This window comes from Polaromonas sp. P1_F8, from assembly GCF_056405635.1.
In genome coordinates this window covers 449,699-475,669 of the sequence record NZ_JBFUBS010000001.1, presented here as the reverse complement: position 1 = coordinate 475,669, position 25,971 = coordinate 449,699, and the positions used below count along the sequence as shown (strand labels likewise).

The window sequence follows — 25,971 nt, the reverse complement described above, 5'->3', positions numbered from 1 at the left end:
ATTGCCCACCCCATGAAACTTGCCAAGAAGCCTGTCAAATATCTCCTTGGCGTTCTGCTGATGGGCGTTGCCGTCCACAGCGTGGCATTGTCGCTGGGGCGCATGCGCGGCGCCACCCTTGTCGGACGCCCCCTTGATGTCACTCTGTCGGCGCACCTGGACGGCACGGAAGGGCTGTCTGCAGTCTGCGTGGCGGCTGATATTTTTTTTGGCGACAGCCAGGTTCCCCAGAACAAAGTACGTGTTGTCACGTCGCAAGGCGCTTCCGGTGAGGCACTGATCCGCATCCGCACAAGCTCAGGCGTCGATGAGCCGGTGGTGACACTCTATGTGCGTGAAGGATGCCTGCAGAAAAACACGCGCAAGTATGTGCTGCTGGCGGAAGTGGCCGGAGAAAACACCAACCCGATTCCCGTTGTCGGCGGAGAAGTCGTGGCGACTGCGCCTCTGGTGACGCAGACGCCTGGTGTTGCTGGCGCTGGCGGCAACGCCACAAAGGCACAGGCAGGCTCCGCGCCCTCCAGCCCGGGAAAATCCCCAAGAGCGAGGTCCGGAAAAGTCCCGCCTGCCGGAGGCAGTGAATTGCGATCGACTGCTTCAGTTGGGTCGCTGCAGGCAACGCCTGCTGTCCGCGGGTCTGGGAAGTCCGCATCCGGGCCGGCGGGCAAGCCCCGTTCTCGCCTGAAACTTGATCCCATTGACCTGGCGGCCGAGCGCGACCCTGTGCTTAGGTCTTCGCCGGAGCTGCTGACGGAACCCTCAACAGATGCCCAGCAGCGCGCTGCCGCCGCCGCACTGTGGCAGGCGCTGAATGCACAGCCGCAAGACATGGTGCGCGAGAGCCAGCGCCTGAAATCCCTGGAAGCCGATGTTGCCGGCATGCTCGCGCGAAGCCAGAAAACCGAAAAAGCCGTGATGGAAATGCGCGGCCAGCTTGAGCAGGCGCGCGGTGAACGCTATGACAACTGGCTCGTATACGCCCTTTACGCCTTGCTGGCCGCCTCCCTTCTTGCGATCCTGGCGCTATGGATACGTAGCCGACAGCAAAACCGTGTCAGCCGGGGATCATGGTGGGGCAAGGGGTTTGCTGAAGACGGCGCGCCTTATGTGACTGAAGGTACGGGTAACACCGGGAAGGCCTTCTTGCGCAGGGCCTCAGAAGCTGAATCGGTGAGCGCCGGGCCTTTGCCCGATTCGCTGGTTGATTTCGATCCCAGCGAACCATTTTTCGAGGCGCCGAAAAATACGCCGGCTTCAGGCGCCGTGGCGCGCCCAAGGGTTGCCGAATCCAGATTTCCCTCGGAATTTCTGCCTAGCCTGAGCGGTATCAGCAGCATGCCGCGGATTGTGAATGCCGAAGAGCTGTTTGATGTGCAGCAACAGGCCGATTTCTTCCTGTCGCTCGGCCGGCCCGACAAGGCGGTAGATGTTCTGCGCCACCACATCATGGACAACGTGGAAACAAGCGCGCTCGTCTATCTCGACCTGTTTGACCTCTATCACAGCTTGGGACGCCGGGAGGATTACGACGCGTTGCGCACAGACTTCAACAAGATGTTCAATGCCAAGGTGCCGGCATTCGACGAATACGCGGCGAATACGCACGATCTTGAGTATTACACGGAGGCTCTCTCGCGGATTGAGGCCCTCTGGCCAACGCCCAAGGTACTCGACGTACTTGAAGAGTCCATATTCCGCAAACCGGATTCGCGGGGAGAGGTCTTCAGCCTGGCCGCCTACCGCGAGCTGTTGCTCCTCCACTCGATCGCAAAAAGGATTGTTAGCCGGCCGCCCGGCGACGCCGAAGCACCGGTCAAACCATCGGACGCACCGTCGATTCCGACCATGCCGGATACGCTCCCAAGCGTTGCAGGCTTTGGACCCACCAGCATCCAGCCACTGTCAGCCCGGTTCCAGATCGTGGCGCCCTTGCCATCTCCTGCCGTGGCAAGCGCAACCGACCCGACACAGCCTCCCGCGTCCCCCCGGCTTGGCCTTGATATTGATTTGAGTGCAGGTGAGGGGACGGACCTGGCCCCGTTTCCATCGATCGACGCTGGTGCGCGGCCGCCGCAAGCCGCTGCCAACAATCTCATCGAGTTTGACCTCGACTTTCCGGATTTTTCGGGGCCGACGCAGAAAACTTGAGCGAAAGTTTCAGCCTGGCTCGCCGGGAGTTTCCGATCTGCGCGCACTTGATCAGGCTGGGCGTGTCACATCAGCGCCGTACTTGCAAGGCCCCCGGGTTGACGATATTGGTGGGCGTGCCCTTGATGAAGTTGACGACATTGTCAAACGCCGCGCCAAAGTACAGCTCATAGCTGTCCTGTTCAACATAGCCAATATGCGGCGTGCAAATGCAGTTTTCCAGTCGGAGCAGCGCATGGCCTTGCAGGATGGGCTCCGACTCAAAAACATCGATGGCCGCCAGGCCGGGCCGCCCGCGATTGAGGGAGGCGATCAATGCTTCCGGTTCGATCAGCTCCGCCCTTGACGTATTCACCAGCAGGGACGTGGTTTTCATGCGCGACAGGTCTTCCAGCGTGACGATACCGCGTGTCTCCGTGTTGAGCCGCAGGTGAAGGCTCAGTACATCGCTTTGCTCAAAGAATTCGGCTTTGCTGGCCGCGACTTCAAAGCCATCGGCCTGTGCCCGCTCCAGTGATGCGTCACGGCCCCAAATGATGACACGCATACCGAAGGCCCTGCCGTAGCCAGCCACAATTTGCCCGATCTTCCCGTAGCTCCATACCCCCAATGTCTTGCCCTTGAGGACGGAGCCGATGCCGAAATTGGGTGGCATCGAAGCTGACTTGAGCCCTGCCTGTTGCCAGGCGCCATGCTTCAAGTGGGCTACATAGTGTGGAATGCGGCGCATGGCGGTCATCACCAGCGCCCAGGTCAGCTCCGCGGGTGCCGTAGGAGACCCAATGCCCTCGGCAACCGCGATGCCGCGTTCTGTGCAAGCCGCGACATCTACATGGCTTCCGACACGGCCTGTCTGGGCAATCAGCTTGAGTTTGGGCAGTTTTTCAATAACTTGCCGGTTGAGCTGGGTTCTCTCCCGGATCAGGACGATGACATCGGCATCCTTGAGGCGGACGGACAGCTGGCCGATGCCTTTAACGGTGTTGGTATAGACCTTGGCGGGGTAGGCTTCCAGCTTGGCCGCGCAGTTCAGTTTCCGCACCGCGTCCTGGTAATCGTCGAGGATCACAATATTCATGCCGATATTGTGCCTGCAAGATTTTTCTTCCTTGCCGCCGGGGTCACTTCCGACTGGGGATTTTGTATCTCAAGGAAACGCATCAGACGGCGCCGCAAAGCGCATAGGCCCGGGCTGAACTTCTGGTGGGAAGCTTGCTGTACCAGTTATCTCAAAGAGGTTTCTCGCTGGCTCATGCGCTCAAGTTCCGCGCAGACGTCGGCCATGCGGCCGGATATCACCATGCGGCCAGCGCACGCTGGGCCGACATTGGAGTCAAACTCACGGACAACTCGCAGCCGGCTGGGCCGGGACGCCTTGACAGAGGGTTGGACGGCAAGAGCACCAGTGGCGCGGGCAGATGGGCCGCGCATTGCCGCGAAATCGCCGGAAGCAAAGGGTAGCGCAAGCTGGTGAGATCTGGGCTGCGCGCCGGCTGGCGCGGAAAAACGGCTTGCCCCAGCCATACCCTGCGCCGGCAATAACAATGACACCAATGCCTGCACGGGGGCCAGCAGGACTGACGACATTGGTGAATGTGAAAAACTGACGATTCCCATGATGAACTCCTGTATGAGAGAGGTTTACACAGGCAGGATTGCAAACTGGCAAATTGCCAGGAAGGCCCCGGCACCAGGGTGTTGGCCATCACAACGGCCAAACGCCCGCCACCTGGTGCGTGGCCAGGTGAGCTGCCTACATCAGCATCGTGTTGCGAATGAGGCCGACGGCCAGACCTTCCAGTTCGAAAGGCTCGCCGGGCTCGACCACAATGGTTTTAAAGTCCGGGTTTTCGGGCAGAAGTTCGATCAGGTGCTTGTTGCGGCGAAAGCGCTTGACGGTCACTTCATCACCCAGCCGGGCCACGACAATTTGACCATTCTTGGCTTCCTTGGATTGCTTGACGGCCAGCAGGTCGCCATCCATGATGCCTGCGTCCCGCATGCTCATGCCGCGGACCTTGAGCAGGTAGTCGGGCTGGCGCTGAAACAGGCTGCTTTCAAAATAATAGGTTTGCTCGACATGTTCCTGCGCGAGAATTGGGCTGCCAGCAGCAACCCGCCCCACCAGAGGTAGGGCGAGTTGGGCCAGGCTTTGCAACGGCAGGGAAAACTGTTTGATTCTGGATTCGTTCAGGCTGCGAAGGGCGTCATTGCGCAAACGTATGCCGCGTGAGGTCCCGCTGACCAGTTCGATGACGCCTTTGCGGGCCAGTGCCTGCAAGTGCTCCTCGGCGGCATTGGCAGAGCGAAAGCCAAGCTCGGCGGCGATTTCAGCACGGGTAGGCGGGGCGCCTGTGCGCGCGATGGCGCTCTGGATCAATTCCAGAATTTGCTGCTGGCGCGCAGTGAGCTTGGGAGCCTCAGAGGGAAAATGCGAAAAGTTATCGAGTGTGCTCATCACTGTTGCTCCTTGAATCACAACTTCAGCCCGTTTGCGTATTGCCTGTTGGCCTTAGGTACGCAACGTTACTGCAGCTGTTTTAATATCCAGTAACTGTATTTTCATCCAGTTTTTAAAAGATTGCAAGTTTACGTCTTATGCATCCTCAAAATATTGTGATTCTGGGCACTGGCGGCACGATTGCCGGGCAGGCTGCGAGTGCGTCGGACAACATTGGCTATACCGCTGCCCAGGTGGGCGTTGAGCAGCTGGTCGCGGCGGTCCCGCCCTTGGCAAGGTTCGGCCCCCTGATGACCGAACAGGTCGCGCAGGTCGATAGCAAGGACATGAGCTTCGAGGTATGGATGCAGCTGGCCAGTCGGGTCAACTACTTTCTGGCCCAGCCGGACATGCAGGGCATTGTCATCACGCACGGAACGGACACGCTGGAAGAGACGGCATATTTCCTTCATGCGGTGTGCCGCCCCGATAAACCCGTGGTGCTGACCTGCGCCATGCGGCCCGCGACGGCGCTGGTGCCTGACGGCCCCCAGAACATGCTGGATGCCATGGCGGTGGCGCGTCATGCAGGGGCGAGGGGTGTTGTTGCGGTGTGCGCCGGAACCATCCACAGCGCGCTGGACGTGCAGAAAGTGCATACCTACAAGGTTGACGCCTTTGACTCCGGTGATGCGGGGCCGATTGGCTATGTGGAGGAAGGATTCCTCAGGTTAATGAGAAATTGGCCTGAAACCCACGTAGAACGGGCGCAAGCAGCTATTAAAATAATAGCGAACTCCGTGGTTCCGGTCCAGTGGCCGCGCGTTGAGATTGTCATGAACCATGCCGGCGCCAGTGGTGCGGTCGTGGACGCGTTGCTGGCGCAGGGTGTTCAGGGGCTTGTAGTTGCCGCCACGGGTAATGGCACCTTGCACCATGCGCTGGAGGCGGCCTTGCTTCGCGCGCGGTCTGCGGGGGTGCGGGTCGTCCGGTCGACAAGGTGCCTCAATGGTCGTGTCTTGCCCACACCGGGGGATCTGTTTTCTGATTCGCAGGGGCTGAGCCCCGTGAAGGCGAGGATAGCGATGATGCTCGAGTTGCTGGCGGAAAGCTGAACCCTGCCTTGCGATTCCAGTCTGCCGGGAACCAGAATGAAAAAAGCCGTCAGACTGACGGCTTTGGGGTGCAGATGGACTCGCTGGAGGCTCGATTCAGCCCGCCAGCGCTTTGAACGCGCGGGCGGTGATCTCGTCAACACCGCCCATGCCGCTGATGGCACGATATTTTGGGGCCAGTTCAGGCTCTGACTTTGCCCAGCTGGAGTAGTACTCAACCAGCGGACGGGTCTGGGCGCTGTAAACCTCCAGGCGCTTGCGGACGGTTTCTTCCTTGTCGTCATCGCGCTGGATCAGCGGCTCGCCGGTCACATCGTCTTTGCCTTCGACCTTGGGCGGATTGAACTTGACGTGATAGGTGCGGCCTGAGGCGGGGTGCGAACGGCGTCCGCTCATGCGCTCGATGATGGCGTCGAAGGGTACGTCGATTTCAAGAACGTAATCCAGCTTGACGCCGGCAGACTTCATGGCGTCGGCCTGCGGAATGGTGCGCGGAAAGCCGTCAAACAGAAAGCCCTTGGCGCAGTCGGGCTGGGCAATGCGCTCTTTGACTAAATTGATGATCAGGTCGTCGCTGACCAGTGCACCCGAGTCCATGATTTTTTTGGCTTCAATGCCCAGCTGCGTGCCGGCTTTGACGGCCGCACGAAGCATGTCGCCGGTGGAAATTTGGGGGATACCGTACTTCTGGCAAATGAAGGTCGCTTGCGTCCCTTTGCCCGCGCCAGGCGCGCCCAACAAAATCAGTCTCATGGATGTCCTCGGATTTTATGAATTCTTGAAGTCAGCCCGAACCGCCGGCCGGTTTCCGCAGGGGCTGCTTGACAGGTATGGAGGGCTGCCGGCACGTCCTGCAGGCCTCACACTTGTGTTTTTCCCAAGGATAGCATGCACCCCTGACAGCAACTTACGAGCCGGCGTCGTGCCGGGGAGGGCAGGTCAGGAAAACAACTTGCGGGCGAGGTCCAGGTCTTCCGGGGTGTCAACGCCCGGCCCGGGCGCGTCGCCGGTGATGTGCACGGCGATGCGATGGCCGTGCCACAGTGCCCGGAGTTGCTCAAGGCACTCCAGTTGCTCGAGTGGCGACTGGGGAAGGCGCGGGAACTCCCGCAGAAATCCCACCCGGTAGCCGTAAATGCCGACGTGCCGGAGTGGCCGGGGCAGGCTGCTGCCGGCCTCCCACCACGCCTTGCCGGTAAAGTCGCGCGCGGCCGGAATGGGTGAGCGGCTGAAGTAAAGGGCCGTATGGCGCGCGTCAAGCACCACCTTGACCACGTTGGGGTTGTTCAGGTCGGCCAGCTGCTGGATGGCATGCGCCGCCGTGCTCATGGCGCAGTCCGGTCGCTCGATGAGCAGGCGCGCGACCGCGTCGATCAAGGCCGGGTCAATCAGCGGCTCGTCACCTTGCACATTCACCACAATGTCGTCGTCCGCGAGTCCCAGCACGCTGCAGGCTTCCGCGAGCCGGTCGCTGCCGCTGGGGTGGTCTTCTCGTGTCAGCACGGCGGCGATGCCGAAAGACGCGCATTTTTCGATGATTTCGTTGCTGTCCGTTGCGACGACGGTGCGCAAGGCGGTGCTTTTCATAGCGCGCTGCGCCACACGCACGACCATGGGTGTACCGCCGATGTCGGCCAGCGGCTTGTTGGGCAGGCGTGTAGAGGCCAGTCTGGCCGGAATGAGGACGGTGAAGCTCATGCTTTCGGGGTCTGGCTTGTTTTTTTCAAGGACTCGTTCACAGGCCGAGCTCTTCGTCGGTCAAGGTCCGCGCTTCGCTTTCCAGCAGCACGGGAAGCCCGTCGCGCACCGGGTAGGCGAGGCGGGCGCTGCGGGAAACAAGTTCCTGTTTTTCCCGGTCGTAGTCGAGCGGGCCTTTGGTCACAGGGCAGACCAGCAGTTCAAGCAGTTTGGTGTCCATGGCCTGATGGTAAGGGAGAAATCAGCGGGGCCAGCCGGGCATCGAGTGCGGCAAAGAACGCTGGTTCGGGCGTAAACACCAAAGGCACGGCCAGAACCTCCTTTTGTGACGTGCCCTGCAGGGCAAAAAGCTTGACAGCGTCTTTTTCAGTGCACAGCACCACGCGCCCTTTGAGTGCCTCCGCTTCCAGGTCTTGATCGGTGAAGTCATGGTGGTCGGGGAGGGCCGTTGTGGCCTGCAGCGTCAGGCCGGTTTCCCTCAGCATTCCGAAAAATGCTTCAGGGTTGGCTATGCCCGCAAGTGCCGCCAGAGGCCTGCCCCGCAGGCTCGTTAGCGCGACCGGTTCGCCCCGGCCGGAATAAGCTTCGTTGCCCAGTTTGCGACTGGAAACAAACCCTCCAAATGCCGGTTTTTGCCCGGTGTGCAGCACAAAATTCAAGCCAACCCGTTCGCGTGCGGGCCAGGGCTCACGCAACGGGCCTGCCGGTAGCAGCCAACCGTTCCCCACACCTCGGTCGTCGAACACGGCAATCTCGATATCGCGTTGCAGGGCGTAGTGTTGCAGCCCGTCGTCACACACGACTACAGCCGTGCCCGGATATGCGGCAAGCAATGCACGCACGGCGTCTACACGCTTGCCGGCAACAAAAACAGGCGCACCCGTTGCACGCTTGATAAGGGCCGGCTCGTCGCCTGTGAGATGAGGGGGTGTACCGGGGATCACCTCCAGGCAGTCAGTGCCGTGCCTTCCATAACCTCGGGACACCACCCCTACCCGTATCTGTTGCGCCTGCAGATGTTTCACCAGGGCAATCACCAGCGGTGTTTTTCCGGCGCCGCCGGCGATGACGTTTCCGACCACGACCACCGGAACGCCAAAATGTTCGGACCGGAGAATGTGACGGCGATACAGCACCCACCGCAGCCGCACGACCAAGCCATAGGCCTGGGCAAGCGGCCAGAGCAGGCATGCCAGCCAACCCCGTCTGTGCCAGGCATTCTGCAAAATCTGTTTCACGTGATGACTGCCATTTCGCCGCGAAGGCTGCATGGAATGGGCAACCGGCCCCGGCCTATCTGGCCCCGGCCGTTGCGGCGCTTTGCGTTGCAAATGTGATTTGCGTCAGCCCCTGGCGGCGTGCGGCCTCCATGACGGTGATGACGGCTTGATGCGTGGCGTTGGCATCGGCGCTGATGATGATGACGCTCTCCTTGCCGGCCTTCGCTGCTTCGGCCAGTGCGGCTCCCAGCACTTCGATGCCACGGCCTTCCACCAGAGTCTTGTTGACCATGTAGCGGCCGTCGCTGCTCACGGCGACGATGACTTCCTTGGGGTAGTCTCGCTGCTGTTCGGCGTTGGCGATCGGCAGTTTGACCTGTAGTTCGGTGAACTTGCTATAGGTCGTGGACAGCATCAGGAAGATCAGCACCACGAGCAGCACATCGATGAAGGGGATCAGGTTGATCTCCGGCTCGTCATGAGGATGGGGGCGGAAGTTCATTTTCTGAGGGTATTGAGGTGGCGTACAAAACGCTCGGCCGCCAGCTCCATCGTCAGTAGATATCCGTCCACGCGCGCCCGGAAATAGCGCCAGAAAATCAGCGAGGGAATGGCCACCATCAGGCCGAAAGCCGTGTTGTAGAGCGCAATCGAAATGCCTTGCGCCAACTGGGCGGGGTTGCCGCCAGCGGCATTGCTCACACCTCCACCACCTGCCTGGGAGCCGAAAATCTCGATCATGCCGATGACCGTACCCAGCAGGCCGAGCAGGGGCGCAGCAGAGGCGATGGTTGCCAGGGCTGCCAGGTATCGCTCCAGCTTATGGGCCGCCTTGCGTCCCGCGCCTTCCAGCGTGGAGCGCAGGTCATCTTCGCTGATCCGGGGATTGGTGTTCAGCGCGCGAAAACCGCTGGCAAGCACTTCGCCGAGCAGCGAATTCTGTTCAAGCTGCGCCACGACATCGGGGGAGGGGACGGAGGCGCGGGAGACGGTGATGGCTTCGTCAAGCAGCTTGGCGGGGGCGACTTTTCGGGTTTTTAGGCTGGTAAAACGCTCAATAACCAGAGCAAGGGCCAAGACAGAGCAGGCAACCAGGGGCCAAATCGGCCAACCTGCGGCTTGTATGATCGAAAACAATGCACATCTCCAGGCAGTAAGTTGTGGTGGATTATGGCTTACAGAAACTGCCATCTCGTTGCAGCTGAGCCTGACCTGTTAAATGTTCGCAACTTCACCGCGTGTCGGACGTAGCCCACAGAAGCTGTGGATAACTTTGTTAGCAAGTAGTGGCGCAGAGGCCTGCAAGCCGCGCCAAATCGTGCATGTGACAGAACGATGAAATTTTGAGCAGAATTAAGTTATTTAAAATCAATGAGTTACACGAACTTATCTCGATATCCGCGTGAAACCAGGGGTTTGAGCCTTGAGGGGCGGCGCTCTGTGGAGTATTACACCCGGATTGCCAAGGGGTTTAGGCGTGTTTGATGCATCAGTCCCTTCGGAGAACCCTCAAGCGGCAGCACGCGAGGCGGGTATTCGTGTATGGCCTGTTGGGTCTTTGCTGAGGGCAATTTCGGACAGCCTGGAAGCCCGGTTTAACCCAGTAGCGGTGCGGGGTGAGCTCAGCGGGTTTTCGCGGGCGGCCAGCGGCCACTGCTATTTTTCACTCAAAGATGAACAGGGGCAGGTTCGCTGCGCCATGTTCCGCCGCGCTGCCACGATGCTGGACTTTTCCCCGCGCGACGGCCAATTGGTGGAGCTGCGGGGACGGCTGGGTGTATATGAGCCGCGCGGTGAACTACAACTGGTGGTCGAGTCCATGCGCCAGGCAGGCCAGGGCAACCTTTTTGAACAGTTCCTGCTGCTCAAGGCGAGGCTTGAAGCTGAGGGCCTTTTCGACCCAGGCCGTAAAAGGCCTTTGCCTTTGCTGCCTTGCGCCATTGGTGTGGTGACTTCGCTGGGTGCCGCCGCCTTGCACGATGTCATGAGTGCTTTGCAGCGCCGTGTACCGCACATTCCCGTGGTTATTTATCCTGCCAGCGTACAGGGCGCCCAGGCCGCCGGCGAATTGCGCGCCGCTTTGCTCAAAGCCTATCAACGGCGATCGCTGGACCATGTGGATGTCTTGCTGGTGGTACGCGGTGGCGGCGCCATGGAAGACCTGTGGGCTTTTAATGATGAACAGCTTGCCCGGACCCTGGTGGAGTCGCCCATGCCGGTGATCAGCGGGGTGGGGCATGAAACCGACTTCACGATCGCCGATTTTTGCGCTGACGTGCGTGCGCCCACGCCGACCGCCGCGGCAGAACTCTGCGCGCAGCCCCAAGCTGTCTGGCTGGGTGCGCTGGACTTGGCCCTATCGCGGCTGCAAAACGGCATAGACCGGCAGCTGGAGTTGCACAACCAGCGCCTGGACTGGGCGGCTTCCCGGATCAGCCGGCCGTCGCATCTGGTTACCAGGCAGCATGCCCGCCTGGCCGGGCTCGGCCAGAGCCTGAGCCATGCGGCGCGTTCGGCACTACAGCACGAACGGCAAAAGCTACAGGCCTTGGGCAGTGACTTCCCGCGCGAGGTGGAGGGCAGCCTGCGGCGCGGCCAGCAGCGCGTTGAGCGCGCGCAGTTGCGGCTTGAATTGCTGGACCCCAAACTGGTTCTGAAGCGCGGCTATGCCTGGCTTGCCGACCTTCAGGGGCAGCCCATTACAAGCCGCGAAAAGACCCATGTGGGACAACCCGTACGCGCTACCCTTGCCGACGGCGAGGTCGATTTGACGGTTTCTGCGCGCAGGCTGATTTAGTTTTTACAATGACATCGTTAAAAGCAGTTTATTCATCACCACGAGGAAAAAATCATGGAACACAAACTCCCCCCGCTACCGTACCCCATCGACGCCCTGGCGCCGCATTACAGCCAGGAAGCCTTTGAATACCACCATGGCAAGCACCACAATGCTTACGTGGTGAACCTCAACAACCTGCAAAAAGGCACTGAGTTTGAAGCCATGACGCTCGAAGAGATCGTCAAGAAATCCAGTGGTGGTGTGTACAACAATGCTGCCCAGATCTGGAACCACACCTTCTTCTGGAGCTGCATGAAGCCTGCTGGCGGCGGCGAGCCTGGCGGCGCGCTGGCTGCAGCCATCAACGCCAAGTTTGGCTCTTACGCTGCTTTCAAAGAGGCTTTCGTCAAGTCGGCCGTTGGCAATTTCGGTTCCGGCTGGACGTGGCTTGTCAAAAAAGCCGACGGCACGGTTGATATTGTCAACACCGGCCCGGCAGGTACCCCGCTCACCACCGCCGACAAGGCCCTGCTGACGGTGGATGTCTGGGAGCATGCCTACTACATCGACTACCGCAACCTGCGTCCGAAATTTGTCGAAACCTTCCTCTCCAATCTGGTGAACTGGAGTTTTGCCGAGGCCAACTTCGCCTGAGGCGAGAAGCCTTCGCCCACAAAAAAGCCGACATGAGTCGGCTTTTTTTGTTTTAAAAGCGAGAAATCAGCGCTTCGCCTCGAAAATCGGGCCGCCCAGTTTGCTGCCGGCCTTGATGCGTTTTCGCGCAAACCAGCCCTTGTTCATTTCCAGGACAAAGCGCACGGGTTGGGCAGAGCAGTGTGGGTCTGTGGTTTGAGGTTTCATGTCGGCGAGGTTCACGATGGTGCCGTCATCCGCCACAAAGGCGGCGGTCAGTGGCAGCAAGGTGTTTTTCATCCAGAAGCACTGCTGGGCTGGCTGCTCGAAGATAAAAATCATGCCTTCCTGTTGCGGCATTTCCTTGCGGAACATCAGGCCGATTTGCCGCTGTTCCGGCGTGAGGGCCACCTGTGCCTCAATCAGGTGCATGCCGGCCGACAGCTTGACGCGCTGTAAATTCATCTGGGGGCCGTCCTGCGCCGAAGCACCCAGGGGCACGAACAAGGCGGCAACAGCCAGCATCTGGGTGAGGCCCTTGAACGCCCCACGAAAAAAGACAGTACCGGGTTCGAAAAACATAGAGTCACCACGCATGAAGTTGATCGGCCAGCATAAACGACGCGCATAAAAAATGCCCGCACGCGGCGGGCATTTTGACCGAAGTCACCAGGAATTACTTCTTGGCTTCAGCTTTTGCTTTTTTGGCGGCAGCAGCTTCGGCTTTCTTGGCTGCAGCGGCTTCAGCTTTTGCTTTCTTGTCAGCAGCAGCTTTTTCTTTCTTTGCGGCCTTGGCAGCAGCTTTTTCTTCTTTGGTCATTTTGGCTGGCTTTGCTTCAGCTTTGGCTTCTGCTTTTGCAGCAGGAGCGGCTGGCGTTGCGGCAACAGCTGGCTTGGCTGGGGTAGCCGCAGGAGCGGAAGCTTGTGCGAAAGCACCAGCAGCGAAGAGGCCAGCGATCAAAGCAGCGAGGATTTTGTTCATTTGGAATTTCCTTTGATAACGTTATTGGAAAAAATACCCCGAACTTCTCGGAGGCCCTACCGTAACGAGGCCGGTTCCAAAGCCGTTGACACGATGCCCCCAAATTCTTTTGCCGTACGGTTTTACGGCTAGAATTTAGGGGTTTTTACCTAACTGTTGCGTGGCGTGCCCTTGGACGCCTTGCGCTTACCGGAGACTTTTGTTCATGTATCAGCACATCAAGGTGCCTTCCCAAGGCCAAAAAATCACTGTCAATGCCGACAACTCGTTGAACGTACCTGACGAACCCATCATTCCGTTCATTGAAGGCGACGGCACCGGCGCAGACATTACGCCGGTGATGCTGAAAGTGGTTGATGCTGCTGTTGCCAAAGCCTACGGCGGCAAGAAAAAGATCCACTGGATGGAAGTGTTTGCCGGTGAAAAGTCCACCAAGGTCTATGGCCCGGACGTATGGCTGCCAGAAGAAACCCTGCACGCTGTTCGTGACTACGTCGTGTCGATCAAGGGTCCGCTGACGACCCCGGTGGGCGGCGGCATCCGCAGCCTGAACGTGGCGCTGCGCCAGGAGCTGGATCTTTATGTCTGCCTGCGCCCCATCCAGTATTTCAAGGGCGTTCCTTCGCCCGTCAAAGAGCCTGAAAAGACCCACATGGTCATCTTCCGCGAAAACTCGGAAGACATCTACGCCGGTATCGAATTCGAATCCGGCAGCGACAAGGCCAAAAAACTCATCAAGTTCCTGCAGGACGAGATGGGCGTCAAGAAGATCCGCTTCCCGAACACCTCCGGCATCGGCATCAAGCCGGTTTCCAGCGAAGGCACCGAGCGCCTGGTGCGCAAGGCCATCCAGTACGCTATCGACAACGACAAGCCCAGCGTGACCATCGTGCACAAGGGCAACATCATGAAGTTCACCGAAGGTGGCTTCCGTGACTGGGCTTATGCCCTGGCCAAGAAGGAATTCGGCGCTGTGGAAATCGACGGCGGCCCATGGATGAAGTTCAAGAACCCCAAGACCGGCAAGGAAATCACCGTCAAGGACAGCATCGCCGATGCTTTCCTGCAGCAGATCCTGCTGCGTCCCGCTGAATACAGCGTGATCGCCACCCTGAACCTGAACGGCGACTACGTGTCCGACGCGCTGGCTGCCCAGGTCGGCGGCATCGGCATCGCCCCCGGCGCCAACCTGAGCGACACCGTCGCCATGTTTGAAGCCACCCACGGTACTGCGCCCAAGTATGCCGGCAAGGACTACGTGAACCCCGGTTCCGAAATCCTCTCGGCCGAAATGATGCTGCGCCACATGGGCTGGACCAAGGCTGCCGACCTGATCATCAGCTCGATGGAAAAATCCATCGACTCCAAGAAGGTCACTTATGACTTCGCCCGCCTCATGGAAGGCGCAACCCAGGTCAGCTGCTCCGGCTTTGGCCAGGTCATGATCGACCACATGTAAAGCTGGCTCAGCCGGTTTTTCCGAGAACCGCCCGGGAGCAATCCCGCGGCGGTTTTTTTCTTGGGCGCGGAAAAGGAAAAATATCACGCTTGAATGTCGCGTTCCCGCCACCAATTTCCCTATCAGGCGCACTGGACTACATCGGTGGCTAGAATGAATTCCATGGCAACCAAGTCTCCCAAATCCCCCAACTCTCCGGTGCAGCCCCCAGTCCCGGCTATCAAGCCCGATAACGGCAATGGGGGAGAGTCGGTCGTATTGGAGCGTCGGCCGCAAAAGACCAAGCCCCCGCAGATGTACCAGGTGGTCCTGCTGAACGACGACTACACCCCCATGGAGTTCGTGGTGGTGGTGATCCAGGAGTTTTTCAACAAGGACCACGACACCGCCACACAGATCATGCTGAAGATCCATCTGGACGGCAAAGGTGTCTGCGGCGTGTTTTCCAGGGACGTAGCGGCGACCAAAGTGGACCAGGTCACCGAAGCTGCACGGAAAAACGGCCATCCGCTGCAGTGTGTCAGTGAGCCCATTGAATAATCGTAAATCCGGCCAATATTCCCTTCATAAGTCAGTAGAGTTAACCCAAGCAAGCCGAAAGGAAGATCAATGATTGCCCAGGAACTAGAAGTCAGCTTGCACATGGCGTTTGTCGAGGCGCGTCAGCAGCGCCACGAGTTCATCACCGTTGAGCATCTCTTGCTTGCCTTGCTGGACAACCCCAGTGCAGCCGAGGTATTGCGCGCCTGCTCAGCCAATGTGGACGACTTGCGCAAGTCGTTGGCCAATTTCATCAAGGACAACACCCCGCAGGTCGCCGGCACCGACGATGTCGACACGCAGCCCACGCTGGGCTTCCAGCGCGTGATCCAGCGCGCCATCATGCACGTGCAGTCCACCGGCAACGGCAAGAAGGAAGTCACCGGCGCCAATGTGCTGGTCGCCATTTTTGGTGAAAAGGATTCACACGCCGTGTATTACCTCCACCAGCAGGGCGTGACGCGCCTGGACGTGGTGAATTTCATCGCGCACGGCATCAAGAAGAGCGACCCGCCGGAACCAGCCAAGGCAGGCGAGAGCGCTGCCGAAAGCGAAGAGGGTGGCGAGAAGAGCGAAAAAGCCTCACCGCTTGAACAATTCACCGTCAACCTGAACCAGCTCGCCAAGGACGGCAAGATCGATCCGCTGATCGGCCGCCAGTATGAAGTCGAGCGCGTCATCCAGATTCTCTGCCGCCGCCGCAAGAACAACCCGCTGCTGGTCGGTGAGGCCGGTGTGGGTAAAACCGCGATTGCCGAGGGCCTGGCCTGGCGCATCACGCAAAAAGACGTACCCGAGATCCTGGCCGAAGCCAATGTGTACTCGCTCGATATGGGCGCATTGCTGGCCGGTACCAAGTACCGCGGTGACTTCGAACAACGCCTGAAGGGCGTGCTCAAGGCATTGAAGGACAAGCCCAACGGCATCCTGTTCATCGACGAAATCCACACCCTGATCGGTGCCGGTGCGGCCTCGGGCGGTACGCTGGATGCGTCCAACCTGCTCAAGCCGGCGCTGTCCAGCGGCCAGCTCAAGTGCATCGGCGCGACCACCTTCACTGAATACCGCGGCATCTTCGAAAAAGATGCGGCCCTGTCGCGCCGCTTCCAGAAGGTCGATGTGGTCGAGCCGACCGTGCAGGAAACGGTCGACATCCTCAAGGGCCTGAAGTCGCGCTTTGAAGAGCACCACAGCGTCAAGTACGCCGTGGCTGCCCTGCAGGCTGCGGCCGAGCTCAGCGCCAAGTACATCAATGACCGCCATCTGCCCGACAAGGCCATTGACGTGATCGATGAAGCCGGCGCCGCCCAGCGTATCCTGCCTGCGTCCAAGCGCAAGAAGATCATCACCAAGGCCGAAGTCGAGGAGATCGTGGCCAAGATCGCCCGCATCCCGCCCGCCAACGTCTCCAACGACGACCGCGGCAAGCTGCAGACGCTCGAGCGCGATTTGAAGAGCGTGGTCTTCGGCCAGGACAAGGCCCTCGAAGTGCTGGCCTCCGCCGTCAAGATGGCCCGCTCCGGCCTGGGCAAGGACGACAAGCCGATCGGCTCCTTCCTGTTCTCCGGCCCCACCGGCGTCGGCAAGACGGAAGCTGCCAAACAGCTGGCCTACATCATGGGCATTGAGCTCATCCGCTTCGACATGTCCGAGTACATGGAGCGCCATGCCGTGAGCCGCCTGATTGGTGCGCCTCCGGGTTACGTCGGTTTTGACCAGGGTGGCCTGCTGACCGAAGCCATCACGAAGAAGCCGCACGCTGTGCTGCTGCTCGACGAGATCGAAAAGGCGCACCCGGACATCTTCAACGTGCTGCTGCAGGTCATGGACCATGGCACGCTGACGGACAACAACGGGCGCAAGGCCGATTTCCGCAATGTCATCATCGTCATGACCACCAACGCCGGTGCCGAGACGATGAACAAGGCGACCATTGGCTTTACCAACCCGCGCGAGTCCGGCGACGAGATGGCCGACATCAAGCGCCTGTTTACGCCCGAGTTCCGCAACCGCCTGGACGCGACTGTCAGCTTCAAGGCGCTGGACGAAACCGTCATCCTGCGCGTGGTCGACAAGTTCCTGCTGCAGCTCGAAACGCAACTGGCCGAGAAGAAGGTGGAAGTCACCTTCACCGATACGCTGCGCAAGTACCTCGGCAAGAAGGGCTTCGATCCGCTGATGGGCGCCCGCCCGATGCAGCGCCTGATCCAGGACACGATCCGCCGTGCGCTGGCCGACGAGCTGCTGTTTGGCCGGCTGACCGACGGTGGCCGCCTGACGGTGGACATGAAGGTCACGACGGACGAGAAGGGCGTTGAGACCGGAGAAGTCCAGCTCGACATCCAGCCATTGCCAAAGAAGGAAGGCAAAGCCAAGCCGGAAGCCGAAGCGGCAGAAACCAACTGACCCATTCGCTGATCGAGCCGATCCATCGGCGCGGATAGTTTCCGCGCACCCAAAAAAGGCCGGTAGCATCACGCTATCGGCCTTTTTCATTTCGCCCGCGCCCCAACCCCAGAGACACCCCGCCTTGACCCTTCCCGAACTCAGCTCAGAATGGAAAACCGGTCTCTCCCTGGCCTGGAGTGCCTACATTGCCGTGCTGTCGGTCTGGATCGTGATGCAAAAGCGCGCGCCGGTCTCCACCATGAGCTGGATCCTGTCGCTGGCCCTGCTGCCGTTTGCCGGCTTCGTGATTTACTACTTCCTCGGTCCCCAGCGCCTCAAAAAGCAGCGCCTCAAGCGGCTGCGCAGCCGCGCCGGTGCGCGTGGCGATGCCGATCTGGCCCAGTTGCAGGGCGTGGCCGAAAGAGCACCTCCGGCGCTGCGGCAGATGACCGCCCTGGGAACCGCCGCCTGCGGCCTTCCGGTGTCCAGTGCCACAGGCGTCCAGCTGCTTTCAGGCGGGGCGCATACCTTCGACAGCATCTTCCAGGCGATCCGCGACGCCCGCCATCATGTGCACCTTGAGTACTATATTTTTGAGCCTGACCGCATCGGCACTGCCCTGCGTGACCTGCTGGCCGAAAGGGCGGAGCAGGGCGTCAAGGTGCGCCTGCTGGTCGATGCGCTTGGATCCAAGCGGCTTGGCGGCCGGTTTCTGGCGCCCCTGGAGGCCGCCGGCGTCGACGTTGCGTTCTTTCACGACACCCGCATAGGCCGCCGCCTGCGGCCGGTGACCAACTACCGCACCCACCGCAAGATCGTCGTCTGCGACGGCCGCGTCGGCTTCACGGGCGGCGTCAACATCACCGATGAAGAAGACCGGCGCACCCGCGCCGATGCCTACCATGATGTGCACCTGCGCATTGAAGGCAGCGCGGTGCGATGGCTGCAGACCACCTTCCTGGAAGACTGGACCTATGCCACCGGCGAATCGATAGCCGACACGGACGGGACCCTTCCGCACCTGCTGCCCCTCCTGGTGCCCGACGAAGAAGCCGGCGACATCCCGGTGCAGGTAGTGACCAGCGGGCCGGACAACATGCTGGAGCCGATTCACCGCATGCACCTGGCCGCCATCAATGCCTCCACCCAACGCGCCTGGTTGACCACGCCTTACTTCGTGCCGGGAGAACCCGCGCTGATGGCTCTAACCAGCGCTGCACTGCGCGGCGTCGACGTGCGCCTGCTGGTGCCGCGCCGCAGCGACAGCTTTGTCGTCAGCGCCGCGGCGCGCTCCTACTTCGACGAACTGATCGCCGCCGGCGTCAAGGTCTGGGAGTACAAGGCCCGCATGCTGCACTCCAAAACACTGGTCGTCGACGACAGCTGTGCCATGGTCGGCACCGCCAATTTCGACAACCGCAGCTTTCGCCTCAACTTCGAGGTGATGGCCGTGGTCTACGGCCCCGAGCTGGCAGGGCCGCTCGCCGCGCAGTTTGAAACCGACCTGCTCAGCGCCGCGCCCGTGCGCGCACATCGCCCCCAGAACTTTTTGATGCGCCTGCTCGACGCCACGGCGCGGCTGTTTTCACCCTTGCTCTAATTACCTACTTCGAGTTCTTCATGCCCCACACCTTCCTCTGGCACGATTACGAAACCTTCGGCATCAACCCGCGCCGTGACCGGCCCGCGCAGTTCGCCGGCATTCGCACCGACGCCGAGCTCAACGAAATCGGCGAGCCGCTGATGATTTATTGCAAGCCCGCCAACGACTACCTGCCCAACCCGGAGTCCTGCCTGCTCACCGGCATTACGCCCCAGTTGTGCCTGGAGCGCGGCGTGGCCGAACACGAATTCGCCGCGCAGATCGAAGCCGTGCTGGCCGAGCCCGGCACGATCGGCGTGGGCTACAACACCATCCGCTTCGACGACGAAGTCACGCGCTACCTGTTCTGGCGCAACCTCATTGACCCGTATGCGCGCGAATGGCAAAACGACTGCGGCCGCTGGGATTTGCTCGATGTCGTGCGCATGGCCTATGCGCTGCGGCCCGAGGGCATCACCTGGCCGCTCAAGCCCGACGAACGCAGGCCGGACGACGCCAGCGCCGTCCGCCCCAGCTTCAAGCTCGAAGACCTGGCGCGTGCCAACGGCCTGCTGCACGAGTCGGCGCACGACGCCCTGTCTGACGTGCGCGCCACCATCGCGCTGGCCCGCCTGATCCGCAAGGCGCAACCCAAGCTCTTTGACTTTTGCCTGGGCCTGCACAAAAAAGACCGCGTGGCTGCAGAGCTGGGCCTGCCGACCAGCCCGCAAACGGCCCAGCCGTTTTTGCACGTCTCGGGCATGTTCCCGCCAGAGCGCGGCTGCCTGGCCGTCATGTGGCCACTGGCAACGCATCCGACGAACAAGAACGAGTTGCTGGCCTGGGACTTGTCGCACGACCCGAGCGAGCTGCCTTTGCTCGACGTTGTCACGCTGCGGCAACGCCTCTTCAGCAAATCGGCCGAGCTGCCCGAAGGCGTGCTGCGCCTGCCCATCAAATCGGTTCACCTGAACAAATCACCCATGGTCGTGCGCAAGCTCGCCACGCTGTCGCCGGAGATGGCGGCCAAATGGAACATAGACATTCCCGCCGCGCTGGCCAACGCCGAAAAAGCCGCCGGCCTGCCCGACATGAGCGCCATCTGGCCCGAAGTGTTCCAGCGGCCCAAAGAGCCCACGCCGGATGTCGACGAAGACCTGTACGGCGGCTTCATCAACAACACCGACCGCCGCCGCCTGAACCAGTTGCGCGCCTTGTCCCCCGCCGAGCTGGCCCATGCCCGCATCGGCTTTGACGATGAGCGCCTCGGGGAACTGGTGTTTCGCTACCGGGCGCGCAACTTTGCCGAAACCCTGTCGCCCGAAGACGCCGAACGCTGGGAAGCGCATCGCGCTGCGCGCCTGCTGGAGGGTGAGGGCGGGGCGCGGAATGTGGATGCGTTGTTTGCCGAGATCGATGTGTTGGCGGAGACGGCAGATGAGCGAGGGCAGGCGCTGCTTGAGGCGCTTTATGAGTATGCGGAGATGATTGCGCCGGAGATGTCGTAGGTGGCTTTTTGCGCGCCGTTCTTGCTCTGGTCTGTGTGTGCTCTTCTGAGGGCTGCTGGCCGGGGGTAGCCCGGCAGCTACTTACTTTTCTTTTGCTTCGCCAAAAGAAAAGTAAGCAAAAGAAAAGGCGACCCTGCTGTCTGCGACCCCTTCGCTTCGCTACGGGGCAACCTGCGGTGCTCGGTTCAGGCGGGGTCTCGCTCGAACTCGCTTCGCTCAGACAATCGCGATCCCTGATCCGCCTGAACCTGCGCTCCTCGGCGCAGACAGAAGGGCTAATCGGGAGCGGGGATTGAAGACAAATACCAATTCCAATACCAACAAGGACACGCCATGGCGTGTCCTTGTTTCTTCCGGTGTTCGGGTTCTGGTATTCGGTTGTTGGCTGTTCGGTATTCCTCTCCCACCCCCTTGTGGATGCGCCGAGGAGCGCAGGGCCAGACGGATCAGGGCAAAAACTTGTTTGAGCGAAGCGAGTTGTTTTTGACCCCGGCTGGACCGAGCACCGCAGGTTGCCCGCAGCGAAGCGAAGGGACGCAGGAACCAGGGTCGCCTTTTCTTTGCTTACTTTCTTTTGGCGAAGCAAAAGAAAGTGAGTTGCATGCCGGGCAACCCCCGGCCAGCAACCCTCACCAAAGAGCGCGCCCCATCAAACCAACAACAACCTCAAAAGAAGACTGCTATCAATTCAATAGCTGCTCGCGCTCGTCCCCATTAACCGCAACGCCTATTTTTCAAAAAAATCAACCCTCAAGCCGCAGCCCGCTCCACCAAAGGCGCATAAGCCCCACCAAACCGGTTCCCCAAAAAATCCCCCAAAGCAATATCCTCCTGCCGCACAAACCCCTTCGCAGGCAGATGCCCATCAGCCAGCAAATCCAGCACCGTGCAAATACCAGCCGCCGTGGTGATCTGGATCGCGCTGCGCAGCACGCCGCCAACAACATGGCTGTAAACCTTGTGGGCGTAGGTCTCCTGCATCAGCCGGCCTTCGCGCTGGCCGCTCACGGTGACGAACACAATGACCACGTCCTGCATCGTCGTGGGCAGGGCGTTTTCCAGTATGTCTTTCAGTACACCGCGGCGGTCGCGCAGGCGCAGGTCGTTGAGCAGTGCCTTCATGATCGCCGCGTGGCCGGGATAGCGGATGGTCTTGTAGTTGAGGTTGGTGACCTTGCCCTGCAGCGTCTCGCACAGGGTGCCCAGGCCGCCAGAAGTATTGAAGGCCTCGTACGTCACACCGTCGAGCGAAAACTCCTCATGCTCAGCCAGCGGCGGCACCTGGCGCAGCACGCCTTCCACAATGGCTTCGCAGGGCTCGCAGTACTCGTTGATGACGCCGTCGGTGCTCCAGGTCAGGTTGTAGTTCAGCGCGTTCGACGGGTACTGGGGCAGGGCGCCAACGCGCATGCGCACGCTGTGCAGGCTGTCAAAACGCCGGCACAGGTCGGCCGCCACGATAGACACAAAACCCGGCGCCAAGCCGCATTGCGGGATCAGCGCTGAGCGCGCGGTGCCGGCCAGCTCCCGCACGCGCCGCGTGCTGGCCACGTCTTCGGTCAGGTCCAGGTAGTGCACACCGGCAGCCACGGCAGCTTCGGCAATCGATGTGGTGAGGTGGAACGGCGCCGCGCTGAGCACCGCAAACTGCCCTTCAAGCGCTGCGCGCAGGGCGACAGGGTCGGTGACGTCCAGCACCTTCAATTGAACCCCGGCGCCGGCCTTGATACCTGCAAGTGCGGCCTGCGATGCGTCCACCACCGTCACCGCGTAGTCCTGGCTGGAGCCCAGCAGGGCGGCAATGGTTGAGCCGATTTTGCCTGCGCCTACGACCATGATCTTTTTCATATCCGCTCCTTGATGGGCCCCTCCAGGTGAAGGGCGTTGACTGATTGTGGAGCGCAGCACCGGCGGTTGGTAGTATCAATTTATACAAATAGAAGTCATAATTTAGTGAAATAGAAGGCATCTATCATCTATTTGCCTACCCTGCTTTAACCATAGTCACGCCCGGCACATGAATCTCGACGCCATAGACCAGATACTGCTCAGCGAATTGCGTGAAAACGCGCGCTGCCCGGTGGCTTTGCTCGCCCGCAAGGTGGGTTTGTCGCGCACCGCGGTGCAGGCCCGCATGGAGCGGCTGGAGCGCGACAAGGTCATCACCGGCTACGGCGTGCGTACCGGCGACGCATATGAGCAGTCGCAGGTAGCCGCCCACGTGATGCTCACCGTCGGCCCCAAGCTGTCGGGCCCGGTCGAGGCAGCGCTGCGCAAGATCCCCGAGGTCCGCGCACTGCTTTCGGTCAGCGGCACTTTCGACATGATCGCCATCGTGCAGGCCGGCTCAATTGAGCGGCTGGATGCGCTGATCGACGGCATCGGCCTGCTCGATGGGGTCGAGCGCACCAATACGTCGGTGGTGCTGTCGACGCGCATTCAGCGCTGAGGTCTTCCGGTTTCCTCCTGAGAGAGAAGATAAGAGCGGGCGTAGAGCATCGCGTGTGGTGAGCGCCGCCGCCTGCCAGTCGGTCGGTTGCTATATATTTCATAGCTGCTTGCGCCCGGTACTATTGGCCTGCAGGTCTTTTTCTTATTGAAAAACGGTACTTTTTGGCTCGCAGAATGCTGGTTAGCGGCTGAAAAGATGCTCAAAACAGCCTTGCAGACCTATTTTCAAGCATCAAATTGACTCTTGGCCCAATAAAGACGGGCGCAAGCAGCTATTTATTTGATAGCGGCTGCTGCTTGCGCCGTACCCGCCCGCCACGGCACATGCTTGTCTATCACGCCGGCGTACAGCGCAAGCCGCGAAGTCATATTTCATGCAACTGAAATGAGCCCCGAAAATCCATCGTGACATTAGCAATTGGGCCGTCCAAGCGACAATGATGTATGCCCAAGAATTTTGAAACTATCGCTTGTACCAGTGCCGTTCAAATGCTTGAGCTGTTGTCGCCTTTGACCGCGGGCAGGTACCAAGGTGAACATTACATATTTCGCGGCCAGCCTGATGCAAATTTCGAATTGGAGCCTAGTGCTCACAGGATTGACGGAGACCTGACGGCTCCCAACGTCAATGGGACGAAAGATATTACTGCTGCGCAGCAAGTTGAATTTGAAGCCAGAGTATTGGCTTTGTTTCTTAAGGGCTGTGACTATTCAGGACTTTCAGTCCCAGGTGATCGCTCAGATGTGCGCGAAACATTGAAGGATCCGACCTATTACCTCATGAAGCCAGAATCTTGGCCGCCCAACTATATGTATGAAGTGCAGGCGGTCGCCCAACATCACGCCGTTCCTACCAGCTTGTTAGATTGGACTCGGCGTTCATTTGTAGCTGCCTACTTTGCTGCTTCTGCAGCGCTCCGGATGAAAACCGACGAAGGTAACTTGGCGGTGTGGGCGCTCAATACTGAGGGGCATCAAGAATGGAGAGGGCTAAAACTAGTAGACCTCCCAGGTGGAAACAGTAGCAATCTCGCAGCTCAAGCTGGATTGTTTACTGTGTCGCCGACGGCCAAAGGTTTAAATGAGCTTTTCCTCCCGACATCGATAGGGTATCGGGGTGGGCTGATCTTGGACTGTTTTACCCTGCCGAGGCGAGAGGCGGGAGAGCTAATAGCGGCCTGCGAAAAACTAGGTGTTAGTGGAGCCACGATGTTTCCTGGCTATGGTGGCGTGGCTCAGCAGGTTCGGGATTGGGCGCGGATTAACTTCAAAGCATATGCACCCGACGAGATTGCAATGAGGGAGTTGCTGTAAGGCCAAACTTGCACCCGTCTTGGTCTATCACAGGTGTGGTTGCTGTTGATACCTTAAATCAGTCAATGACTGCCAAGTTGGTCGTTTTTCCATCACGCCCGCATACAGCGCACTGGCTTCAAAGCGCGCCAGCCAGGCCTGTAATTGCGGCCAAGGTTGTGCGGAAAACCAGGCTGCATCGGTGTGTGCAAACTGCCGTACAAACGGCAGAAGTGCCATGTCAGCCAGGCTGGTGCGTGCGCCGAACAGCCAGCCGCCTGCCAGCATGCCGTCCAGCTTGAGCAGCCATGCCGCGCCCAAGCCGCGCTGCAGCTGCGCGAAGGCGTTGGCTTCACCTGCCGATTCCTCAGCGTAGCGATTCGGGTATTTGTAGCGGTCCAGGCTGCGCTTGAAGGCACCGTCGTTGCTGGCAATCAGCGCGAGCATGTCATCAAGGGAGCCCTGCGGTGATCTGAGCCAACCCTCGGGGTCGTTGCGCCGCAGCGCCCACAGCATCACGTCCAGGCTTTCATCAATGACTTCGCCGCCGGGCAGCTCCAGCACAGGCACCGTGCCTTTGGGTGACGCGGCCAGCATTTGCATGGGTTTGTTCTTCAACACGACTTCGCGCAGTTCATGCGGCTCGCCACTCACGGCCAGCGCCAGGCGGGCGCGCATGGCATACGGGCAGCGGCGAAAGGAATAGAGGACGGGCAGGGCGCTGTTCATGGCCTGAGACACCAGGTGCTTCAGGTGCCGAATTGCCGCACGCCGATGTGCGCGGCATTGCGCGCTTCGGCCAGCTCGACCTGGCGCTGGCGCTCGCGGTAGCCGGCTTTCTGTTCTTCCGTCGTCTTCGCATGGCAGTGCGCGCAGCTTACGCCCAGCTCGTAGAGCGGTGACTGACGGTCTTCTTCGCTGAGCGGGTCGCGGCACGAGCGGCACAGGGTGAAGGCGCCGGGCTTGAGGCCGTGGCCAACGGACACACGCTCGTCAAACACAAAACATTCGCCTTCCCAGGTGCTTTGCGCCTCAGGCACGGTCTCCAGGTACTTGAGGATGCCGCCTTCGAGGTGGTAGACCTCCTCGAAGCCTTTGGAGCGCAGCAGCGCAGTGGACTTTTCGCAGCGGATGCCCCCGGTGCAGAACATGGCTACCTTCGGCTTTTTGCCGTCATGTGCCGCCAGCTTGCCGCCTTCAGCCATTTCGCGCTCTACCCAGCCGGGCAGCTCTGAAAAGCTGCTGGTGTGCGGGTTGATGGCGCCGTGGAAGGTGCCGATGGACACCTCGTAATCGTTGCGTGTATCGACCAGCACCACGCCCGGTTCGTTGATCAGCTGATTCCATTCCTGCGGCTTGACGTATTCGCCGGCCATCAGCGCGGGGTGGACTTCCGGCACACCCATGGTGACTATCTCGCGCTTGAGGCGCACCTTCATCCGGTAAAACGGCATGGACTCAGCCCACGCTTCCTTGTGCTCCAGCGTCGCCAGGCGCGGGTCACTGCGCAGATAGACCAACACGGCGCGCACACCTTCTTCAGGCCCGGCAATCGTGCCGTTGATGCCTTCTGCCGCAAGCAGCAGCGTGCCCTTGACACCATGGGCCTCACACTGCGCCAGCAGCGGCGCCTGCAGCTCGGCGAAATCGGGCAGCTCAACGAACTGGTAAAGGGCGGCGGTCAGGAATTCGGGCATGAGAAAACAGGCGAAAAGCGAAAAGAAATGTGCGGTCG

At 60.2% G+C, this 25,971-nt stretch carries 24 protein-coding genes; 11 read left to right on the top strand and 13 right to left on the bottom strand.

Translation table 11 applies throughout. The features are described 5' to 3' along the window. Positions 1–12: 12 nt before the first annotated feature. Positions 13–2,148 (top strand): type IV pilus assembly protein FimV, encoded by a 2,136-nt coding sequence (locus AC1D1J_RS02275; protein ID WP_477693775.1) that lies wholly within the window; start codon positions 13–15, stop codon positions 2,146–2,148. A 70-nt stretch (positions 2,149–2,218) separates the two neighbouring features. On the opposite strand, the gene AC1D1J_RS02270 is transcribed toward AC1D1J_RS02275, so the two are convergent. Both AC1D1J_RS02270 and lexA read right to left on the bottom strand, forming a co-directional pair. Continuing rightward, positions 2,219–3,226, bottom strand: coding sequence for a D-2-hydroxyacid dehydrogenase family protein (locus tag AC1D1J_RS02270; RefSeq protein WP_477685763.1), 1,008 nt, complete (start codon positions 3,224–3,226; stop codon positions 2,219–2,221). 675 nt (positions 3,227–3,901) lie between these two features. Beyond that, entirely contained in the window at positions 3,902–4,606 is a 705-nt protein-coding gene (gene lexA, locus AC1D1J_RS02265) for a transcriptional repressor LexA (protein WP_477669422.1), read from the bottom strand. 140 nt (positions 4,607–4,746) lie between these two features. Here lexA and AC1D1J_RS02260 point away from each other — a divergent pair, with 140 nt between their 5' ends. Then, positions 4,747–5,703 carry an asparaginase gene (locus AC1D1J_RS02260; protein ID WP_477685764.1) on the top strand — a complete coding sequence of 319 codons (957 nt, stop codon included), beginning with the start codon at positions 4,747–4,749 and terminating at the stop codon, positions 5,701–5,703. 96 nt (positions 5,704–5,799) lie between these two features. Here AC1D1J_RS02260 and adk read toward each other — a convergent pair whose 3' ends face one another. The 6 genes from adk to AC1D1J_RS02230 form a co-directional block, all read right to left on the bottom strand. After that, complete coding sequence (adk, locus tag AC1D1J_RS02255) at positions 5,800–6,456, bottom strand: adenylate kinase (protein ID WP_477648743.1); 657 nt, start codon at positions 6,454–6,456, stop codon at positions 5,800–5,802. A gap of 186 nt (positions 6,457–6,642) precedes the next feature. Beyond that, on the bottom strand, positions 6,643–7,401 hold the full coding sequence (gene kdsB, locus AC1D1J_RS02250; RefSeq protein WP_477693774.1) for a 3-deoxy-manno-octulosonate cytidylyltransferase: 759 nt from the start codon (positions 7,399–7,401) through the stop codon (positions 6,643–6,645). A 37-nt stretch (positions 7,402–7,438) separates the two neighbouring features. Further along, positions 7,439–7,621: a Trm112 family protein gene (locus tag AC1D1J_RS02245; protein ID WP_122956562.1), complete on the bottom strand. Its 183-nt coding sequence runs from the start codon at positions 7,619–7,621 to the stop codon at positions 7,439–7,441. Beyond that, positions 7,602–8,672: a tetraacyldisaccharide 4'-kinase gene (gene lpxK / locus AC1D1J_RS02240; RefSeq protein WP_477693773.1), complete on the bottom strand. Its 1,071-nt coding sequence runs from the start codon at positions 8,670–8,672 to the stop codon at positions 7,602–7,604. The genes AC1D1J_RS02245 and lpxK overlap by 20 nt, the downstream gene beginning before the upstream one ends. Before the next feature lie 22 nt (positions 8,673–8,694). Next, complete coding sequence (locus AC1D1J_RS02235; protein ID WP_457280760.1) at positions 8,695–9,123, bottom strand: ExbD/TolR family protein; 429 nt, start codon at positions 9,121–9,123, stop codon at positions 8,695–8,697. Further along, positions 9,120–9,758 (bottom strand): MotA/TolQ/ExbB proton channel family protein, encoded by a 639-nt coding sequence (locus AC1D1J_RS02230; protein WP_477648746.1) that lies wholly within the window; start codon positions 9,756–9,758, stop codon positions 9,120–9,122. The genes AC1D1J_RS02235 and AC1D1J_RS02230 overlap by 4 nt, the downstream gene beginning before the upstream one ends. 340 nt (positions 9,759–10,098) lie before the next feature. Between AC1D1J_RS02230 and xseA the strand changes: the two genes are divergently transcribed. Next, positions 10,099–11,418, top strand: coding sequence for an exodeoxyribonuclease VII large subunit (xseA, locus tag AC1D1J_RS02225; protein ID WP_477693772.1), 1,320 nt, complete (start codon positions 10,099–10,101; stop codon positions 11,416–11,418). A gap of 54 nt (positions 11,419–11,472) precedes the next feature. Then, a complete protein-coding gene (locus tag AC1D1J_RS02220) occupies positions 11,473–12,054 on the top strand; it encodes a Fe-Mn family superoxide dismutase (protein ID WP_431096247.1) in 582 nt (193 codons plus the stop codon). 66 nt (positions 12,055–12,120) lie between these two features. On the opposite strand, the gene AC1D1J_RS02215 is transcribed toward AC1D1J_RS02220, so the two are convergent. Together AC1D1J_RS02215 and AC1D1J_RS02210 are read right to left on the bottom strand one after the other, a co-directional pair. Then, positions 12,121–12,558, bottom strand: a complete 438-nt coding sequence (locus AC1D1J_RS02215; protein WP_477666040.1) for a DUF192 domain-containing protein — start codon at positions 12,556–12,558, stop codon at positions 12,121–12,123. Between the two features lie 151 nt (positions 12,559–12,709). Beyond that, the gene (locus tag AC1D1J_RS02210) at positions 12,710–13,015 is read right to left on the bottom strand and encodes a hypothetical protein (protein WP_457280763.1); all 306 of its coding nucleotides are present in this window, start codon (positions 13,013–13,015) and stop codon (positions 12,710–12,712) included. A 199-nt stretch (positions 13,016–13,214) separates the two neighbouring features. Between AC1D1J_RS02210 and icd the strand changes: the two genes are divergently transcribed. The 5 genes from icd (at position 13,215) to sbcB (ending at position 20,492) form a co-directional block, all read left to right on the top strand. Next, entirely contained in the window at positions 13,215–14,474 is a 1,260-nt protein-coding gene (gene icd / locus AC1D1J_RS02205; RefSeq protein WP_457280764.1) for an NADP-dependent isocitrate dehydrogenase, read from the top strand. A 162-nt stretch (positions 14,475–14,636) separates the two neighbouring features. After that, entirely contained in the window at positions 14,637–15,014 is a 378-nt protein-coding gene (gene clpS / locus AC1D1J_RS02200) for an ATP-dependent Clp protease adapter ClpS (RefSeq protein WP_457280765.1), read from the top strand. Between the two features lie 69 nt (positions 15,015–15,083). Next, positions 15,084–17,420 carry an ATP-dependent Clp protease ATP-binding subunit ClpA gene (gene clpA, locus AC1D1J_RS02195; protein ID WP_477685768.1) on the top strand — a complete coding sequence of 779 codons (2,337 nt, stop codon included), beginning with the start codon at positions 15,084–15,086 and terminating at the stop codon, positions 17,418–17,420. A 124-nt stretch (positions 17,421–17,544) separates the two neighbouring features. Continuing rightward, positions 17,545–19,002: a cardiolipin synthase gene (cls, locus tag AC1D1J_RS02190; protein ID WP_477693771.1), complete on the top strand. Its 1,458-nt coding sequence runs from the start codon at positions 17,545–17,547 to the stop codon at positions 19,000–19,002. 20 nt (positions 19,003–19,022) lie between these two features. After that, positions 19,023–20,492 carry an exodeoxyribonuclease I gene (sbcB, locus tag AC1D1J_RS02185; RefSeq protein ID WP_477693770.1) on the top strand — a complete coding sequence of 490 codons (1,470 nt, stop codon included), beginning with the start codon at positions 19,023–19,025 and terminating at the stop codon, positions 20,490–20,492. A gap of 750 nt (positions 20,493–21,242) precedes the next feature. Here the strand turns inward: sbcB and AC1D1J_RS02180 are convergent. Then, on the bottom strand, positions 21,243–22,340 hold the full coding sequence (locus AC1D1J_RS02180) for a saccharopine dehydrogenase family protein (protein ID WP_477693769.1): 1,098 nt from the start codon (positions 22,338–22,340) through the stop codon (positions 21,243–21,245). Positions 22,341–22,509: 169 nt separating this feature from the next. On the opposite strand from AC1D1J_RS02180, the gene AC1D1J_RS02175 reads away from it, so the two are divergent. Together AC1D1J_RS02175 and AC1D1J_RS02170 are read left to right on the top strand one after the other, a co-directional pair. After that, entirely contained in the window at positions 22,510–22,941 is a 432-nt protein-coding gene (locus AC1D1J_RS02175) for an Lrp/AsnC family transcriptional regulator (protein ID WP_477693768.1), read from the top strand. A 446-nt stretch (positions 22,942–23,387) separates the two neighbouring features. Beyond that, positions 23,388–24,257, top strand: coding sequence for an FRG domain-containing protein (locus tag AC1D1J_RS02170; protein ID WP_477693767.1), 870 nt, complete (start codon positions 23,388–23,390; stop codon positions 24,255–24,257). A gap of 27 nt (positions 24,258–24,284) precedes the next feature. Here AC1D1J_RS02170 and AC1D1J_RS02165 read toward each other — a convergent pair whose 3' ends face one another. After that, on the bottom strand, positions 24,285–24,965 hold the full coding sequence (locus tag AC1D1J_RS02165; protein ID WP_477693766.1) for a glutathione S-transferase: 681 nt from the start codon (positions 24,963–24,965) through the stop codon (positions 24,285–24,287). Positions 24,966–24,985: 20 nt separating this feature from the next. Beyond that, a complete protein-coding gene (trhO, locus tag AC1D1J_RS02160) occupies positions 24,986–25,933 on the bottom strand; it encodes an oxygen-dependent tRNA uridine(34) hydroxylase TrhO (RefSeq protein ID WP_477693765.1) in 948 nt (315 codons plus the stop codon). Between the last annotated feature and the right edge of the window lie 38 nt (positions 25,934–25,971).